The organism is Pseudomonas extremorientalis, from assembly GCF_001870465.1.
In the GTDB taxonomy this organism is placed as follows: domain Bacteria; phylum Pseudomonadota; class Gammaproteobacteria; order Pseudomonadales; family Pseudomonadaceae; genus Aquipseudomonas; species Aquipseudomonas extremorientalis.
The window spans coordinates 1-6883 of the sequence record NZ_MDGK01000021.1 but is presented as its reverse complement, the minus strand read 5'-3'; the positions used below and the strand labels follow the sequence as shown (position 1 = coordinate 6883).

2 protein-coding genes are annotated in these 6883 nt (G+C 66.0%); both read right to left on the bottom strand.

Features of this window, described 5'->3' with window-relative positions:
• A partial coding sequence (locus BFN10_RS10235; RefSeq protein ID WP_139221104.1) for a non-ribosomal peptide synthetase occupies positions 1-5426 on the bottom strand: 5426 nt, incomplete at its 3' end.
• Positions 5423-6883: amino acid adenylation domain-containing protein (locus BFN10_RS10230; RefSeq protein ID WP_139221103.1), on the bottom strand; the 1461-nt coding region annotated here is incomplete at its 5' end. The genes BFN10_RS10235 and BFN10_RS10230, both read right to left, overlap by 4 nt.

Below are 6883 nucleotides of genomic sequence, written 5' to 3'. Positions count from 1 at the left end.
CCGCCCGGGCGCGCCATCACCAGGCAGGCGCCGGTGAACAGCGGCCAGAAGAACTCCCACACCGATACGTCGAAGCTGAACGGCGTTTTTTGCAGCACCCGGTCATGGGCTTGCAGGCCATAGGCGTCCTGCATCCACAGCAGGCGGTTGACCACGCCGGGGTGGTCGTTGATCACGCCCTTGGGCTGGCCGGTGGAGCCGGAGGTGTAGATCACGTAGGCACTGACGGCTGGCACGTGAGGGTTGTCGACAGGCTGATGCTGCCAGCTCGGCTGGTCCAGATCGACCACCGGCACCTCCCCCAGCAATGCCCGCGTCGCGCCCTGGGCCAGCACCGCCACCGGTGCGCTGTCCTCCAGCATGTAGGCAATGCGCTCCAGCGGATACGCCGGGTCCAGCGGCACATAGGCGGCGCCGGCCTTAAGAATCGCGTACAGGCCGATGACCATGTCCAGGCCGCGCTCCACGCAGATCGCCACCCGTGAATCCGGCTGCACACCCAATTCCAGCAGGTGGTGGGACAGTTGATTGGCCCGCGCATTCAGCTCGGCATAGGTCAACACGCCGTCATCGGCTTTGACGGCAATGGCGTCCGGCGTCCGCGTCGCCTGCGTTTCGAACAGGCCATGCAAGGTCTGTTCGAGGTCATAAGCGACTTCGGTGTCGTTGAAATCAAACAGCAGGTGCTGGCGCTCACGCTCATCCACCAGCGGCAGCTGTTCCAGCACCGCCTGGTCGTTATCCACCATGGCCTGCAACACGCGGGTGAAGTAGCCGACGTAACGCTGCACCGTCGATGCGTCGAACAGCGCCACTGCGTATTCCAGCGCGCCGATGATGGTGCCCTGCACTTCCGACAGGTCCAGGGACAGGTCGAACTTGGCGAAGTGACTGTCCTCGACGATGCCTTCCAAGGCCAGGTCGCCCAGGGCCAGGGTCGGCGCACTGCTGTCCTGCCAGGTCAGCAGGGTCTGGAACAGCGGGCTGTGGGCCAGGCTGCGCGGTGGCCGGGTGATCTCTACCACTTGTTCGAACGGCAGGTCCTGGTGGGCCTGGGCTTCCAGGGCCTGGGCCTTGACCCGCGCCAACAGCGCTTCGGTGCTCAGCTCGCCCGAGATGTCGATGCGCACCGCCAGGGTGTTCACAAACAGGCCGATCAGCCCTTCCACTTCGCTGCGCGTGCGGTTGGCCACGGGTGAGCCGATCACCACATCGTGCTGCCCGGAGAGCCGTGCCAGCAGTGAGGCCCAGGCGCTCATCAAGGTCATGTACAGCGTGGTGCCGTGGCGTTGGCTCAAGGCCTTGAGCCCGGCGGTGAGGCGTTCGTCCAGGCGCACCTCGACGCTACTGCCGGCGTAGTCCTGCTGCGCCGGGCGCGGGCGGTCGGTGGGCAGCGTGAGCAAGGCCGGTGCACCGGCCAGCGCCTGCTGCCAAAAGGTGCTCTGGCGCTGCAGCACTTCACCGCTGAGCCACAGGCGCTGCCATACCGCGAAGTCGCCGTACTGGATCGGCAGCGCCGGCAAGGGGTCGGGCTGGCCGTGGCTGAAGGCCTGGTACAGCGCCATCAGTTCACGGGTGAGCACGCCCATGGACCAGCCATCGGACACGATATGGTGCAGCGTCAGCAACAGCACATGGTGATCGTCGGCCATTACCACCAGACGCCCGCGCAGCAGCGGGCCGCGCTCCAGGTCGAACGGCGCCGAGGCCTCGCCATGGATCAACGCGTCCAGCGCCTGCTGTGGTTGCGGGTGGCGGCGCAGGTCCTGCACTTGCAGGGGCAACACGTCTTCGGCGGGCACGATCACCACCTGGGCCTCGTCGCCGCGCTGGGCAAAGCGGCTGCGCAGGGTTTCGTGGCGTGCGACGATGCGCGCCAGCGCCCGTTGCAGCGCCTCCACATGCAACTGCCCACGCAGACGCAGCCCGATGGGAATGTTGTAGGCGGTGTTGGCGCCTTCCATCAGCGCCAGGAACCACAGGCGCTGCTGGGCGAAGGACAGCGGCGTGGGCTCATCACGATTGGCCGGGAGGATAGCTGGCAAGGTGCTGCGACCGGACTGGGCCAGCACCTCGGCCACCGCCGCCAACTCGGCATTGGCAAACAAGTCGCCGAGCAGCAACTCCACACCCAGGCGCTGGCGGATCTGCGAGACCATGCGCATCGCCAGCAAGGAATGCCCGCCCAGTTCGAAGAAATGATCGCGACGCCCCACCCGCTCCACCTGCAGCACATCGGCCCAGATCTGCGCCAGTACGGTTTCGATTTCACCTTCGGGGGCCACGTACTCGCGGGTAAACACTGCGGCCATGTCCGGCGCCGGCAGGGCCTTGCGGTCGAGCTTGCCGTTGGCGGTCAGGGGCAACGCGTCCAGCTTCACATAGGCGACCGGCACCATGTAGTCCGGCAGGTGCGCCACCAGGTGGGCGCGGAGTTCGGCTACCACCAGCGGGTCGAGCTGGCGGTTTTCGGTGAAATACGCCACCAGCCGCTCTTCACGCACCAGCACCACGGCTTCCTGGATACCCGCCAACTGGTTGAGTTGGGCTTCGATTTCGCCCAGTTCGATGCGCATGCCACGGATCTTCACCTGGTCGTCATTGCGCCCCAGGTACTCGATAGTGCCGTCCGGCAGCCAGCGCGCCAGATCGCCGGTACGGTACATGCGCCCGGCATTGAATGGATCCTGCAGGAAACGTTCGGCCGTCAACTCCGCACGGTTGAGATAACCCCGCGCCACGCCTTTACCGCCCACATACAACTCCCCCGCCACCCCCAGCGGTACCGGCCGCTGCTGCTCATCCAACAGGTACACCGTGGCATTGGCGATGGGTTTGCCGATGTGCAACGGCTGGCCGGCCTCGACCTTGCCGGAGGTGGCGACCACCGTGGCTTCGGTCGGCCCGTAGTTGTTGATCAGGTCGAAACGTTGGGCGCGACCGAACTGGCGCAGGCGATCACCACCGATCAGCAGCGTGCGCAGCGTCGGGTGTTCGAGCTGCTGGCTGAACGCGTACTCGGCCACCGGCGTGGGCAGGAAGCACACGTCCAACGGCTGCGCGCACCACCAGGCCAGCAGTGCGTCGACATCCTCGGTGCCGTCATGGGCCGGTGGCAGGTGCAGGGTCGCGCCCACGCACAGCGCCGGCCAGACTTCCCAGGCCATCGCGTCAAAGCCGAACCCGGCGACGCTGGCGGTGTGGCGCCCGGCGCACAGGTCAAAGGCGTGGCAATGCCAGTCAACCAGATTGGCGACGGTGTGGTGCTCCACCATGACGCCCTTGGGCAGACCGGTGGAGCCGGAGGTGTAGATCACATAGGCGAGGTTGGACGGCGTGACCGCAACCTTCGGGTTGCTCGCCGAATGGTGCTGCCAGGTGTAGCGGTCGAGGTTGATCACCGGCACATCAAGGGCCGGCAGGCGCTCCAGCAAGGCGTGCTGGGTCAACACCGCCACCGGGGCGCTGTCGCTGAGCAGGTAGTTGAGGCGCTCGGCCGGGTGGGACGGGTCCACCGGTACATAGCAGGCGCCGGCCTTGAGAATCGCCAGCAGGCCGGCCAGGGTATCCAGCCCGCGACGGGCGACGATGGCAACGCGGTCGTCAGGCCTGACCCCCAGCGCCAGCAGGTGATGGGCCAGCAGGTTGGCTTGCTGGTTGAGTTCGGCATAGGTGAGCTGGCGGCCCTGATGCACGGCGGCAATGGCGTCGGGGCTCAGCGCGGCCTGGGCTTCGATGCGCCCGTGCAGCGTGGTGCCTTGGGGGAAATCCGTGTGGGTGGAGTTGAAGTGCTGCAACAGCAAGCGCTGCTCGTCGGCGGGAACCACTGCCAGCTGATTCAGCGCGGTATGCGGCGCCTCCTCCAGAGCCGTCACCAGATGGTCGAGGGCGGTTTGCAGGTAGGCGCAGACACGCTGCGGATCGACCTGGGTAGTCGCCAACAGCCGCAGGACAAACCCTTCACCGAGGTCATCGACACTCAAGGTCAGCGGGTAGTTGGTACGTTCATCCGAACGCAGTGTCTCGATGCCCTGCCACGCCGCCACCGCTTCGCTGCTGGTGCCGGTGCCGCTGTGGCGATAATTGAGCAGCGCGCTGAACAATGGCGTCGGCGCCAGCACCCCGCTGCAGCGCTGTGCCAGGGCCAGCGGCGCGTGTTCGTGGCGCAGCAGGCCGGTAAGACGCGCATGGGTGGCCTTGGCCGCACTGCGCAGGTCGTCGTCGCCCAAGTCCACGCGAAACGGCAAGGTGTTGATGAAAATGCCCAAGGCACGGTCCGTGGCGTGCCCGCCCTGCATGCGCCCCATCAGCACGGTGCCGAACACCACCTGGGACTTGCCAGCCAGCACACTCAGCACCCGCGCCCAACCCAGGTGAAACAGACTGGCGACGCTGACCCCAAGCACGCGGGCCTGGACGCGCAGGCGCTGGTTGAGTGTGTCCGCCAGCGGCCAGTCGAGTTCATTGATGCCACGGCCATCGCCTTGCACATCCTGCAGGCCGAAGGGCAAGGTCGGCTCCAGCACATCGCCGAGCATCTGCTGGAAGAACGCTTCGTGCTGCTGCTCGCTGACCCCCAGGCGCGCCTGCGCCACGTAGCTGCGAAACGGCACGGCGTGCCCCAGTTGCCCGGCGTGGCCTTGCAGCAACGCCTGCATTTCATGGCGCACCACTTCCAGGGCGCTGTGGTCCAGGGCCATGTGATGGAACAGCAGCATGGCGACGATGCGCTGCTGTGCCGGGTCGTTGGCCCAGGCCAGGCGCAACAGCGGCGCCTGGGTCACGTCGAGGCGGTAATGGCGGGCGTCGAAACGCGCATGCAACTGGGCGGCGATATCGCCGTCGGCCGGGTCCAGCTCCAGCGCCTGCACCGGCAGCGTTGCCGTGCGCCACACCACTTGCGAGGGTTGCTGCAAGCCGTCCCAGACCACGCCGGTACGCAGGATGTCATGCCGGTCCATCACCCCTTGTAGGGCCAGGGCAAACGCCTCGAAACGCTCGATGCAGTCGAAGGCGAACTGCGACTGCATCACATAGGGGTCGCCATGCTCGGTGCTGACGTGGTGGAAGAGAATGCCTTCCTGCAGCGGCGCCAATGGGTAGATGTCCTGGATATTCGCCACCCCGCCGTCGACGGTGGCGACGATACGGTCGATCTCGTCCTGGCTCAGCTCGGACAGGGTCAACATCGCCGGGGTGATCTGTGCGGCGCCAGCCGGGATGCCATTGGCCGGCACCTCGTTGGCCGCCGAGTAGTCACCGGCCTTGATCAGCTCGATCAGCGCCGGTTTATGTTCGCGCAGGGCGGCGAGGATCAACGGGTCGCTCAGCGCTTGCTTGTTGCCTTGCACCGACAATTGCTCGCCCTTGAGCGCGAGTTGCACATCCTTGGTTTTCAGCGTCGCCAGCAGTTCGAGAATGCTCACAGGACGATCTCCATTCGTTCAGTCATTGCGGCGTAGCCGGCCAGGGTCGGTTGTTCGAACAACCCACGCACATCGGCTTCCATGCCTTCCTGGCGCAAGCGCCCGATCAAGCTCACGGCGAGCAGCGAGTGCCCGCCCAGTTCAAAGAAATTGTCCTGGCGCCCTACCCGTTCGACGTTGAGCAGTTCGGCCCAGAGTTGCGCCAGGAGGATTTCGGTGTCGCCCTCCGGGGCTTCGTAGTCGCGCAGGGTCAAGGCATCGGCGTCTGGCGCCGGCAGTGCCTTGCGGTCCAGCTTGCCGTTGGGGCTCAACGGCAACGCGTCCAGGTGCACGAACAGCGCAGGCACCATGAACTCCGGCAGGTGCTGCAACAGATGTTCACGCAGATCGGCTGAGCGAGTGCCGGTGTAGTAGGCGACGAGTCGCTCTTCGCGGGCCACCACCGCGGCTTCGCTGACCCAGGGATGTTCCAGCAGGCGCGCCTGGATTTCGCCCAGTTCGATGCGCAGGCCACGGATCTTCACCTGGTCATCGTTGCGCCCGAGGTACTCGATATTGCCATCGGCCAGGTAACGCCCCAGGTCCCCGGTGCGATACAGGCGGCCACCGGTGAACGGGTCCTTGAGGAAGCGTTCGGCAGTCAGCTCCGGCCGGTTCAGGTAACCCCGCGCCACTTGCACGCCGCCGATGAACAGCTCGCCGACCACGCCCAATGGCACGGGCTGCATCTGTGCGTCGAGCACGTACATGCGGGTGTTGGCGATGGGTTTGCCGATGGGTGTGTTGTCCGGGACGTCCGGCCGTGCGCAGTTCCATGCGGTCACGTCCACCGCTGCTTCGGTCGGGCCGTACAGGTTGTACAGGCCGATGTCCGGCAACTGCTGCTTGAAGCGCCGCACCAGGCTGCCGGGCAAGGCTTCGCCGCTGCACATCACGCGGACCATTCCGGCGGCCTGGCTTACATCGCCATGGGCCAGGAACACGTCGAGCATCGACGGCACAAAGTGCAGCGTGGTGATCTGTTCTTTCGCGATGACTTCGCACAGATAGGCCGGGTCTTTGTGACCGCCCGGGCGCGCCATCACCAGGCAGGCGCCGGTGAACAGCGGCCAGAAGAACTCCCACACCGATACGTCGAAGCTGAACGGCGTTTTTTGCAGCACCCGGTCATGGGCTTGCAGGCCATAGGCGTCCTGCATCCACAGCAGGCGGTTGACCACGCCGGGGTGGTCGTTGATCACGCCCTTGGGCTGGCCGGTGGAGCCGGAGGTGTAGATCACGTAGGCACTGACGGCTGGCACGTGAGGGTTGTCGACAGGCTGATGCTGCCAGCTCGGCTGGTCCAGATCGACCACCGGCACCTCCCCCAGCAATGCCCGCGTCGCGCCCTGGGCCAGCACCGCCACCGGTGCGCTGTCCTCCAGCATGTAGGCAATGCGCTCCAGCGGATACGCCGG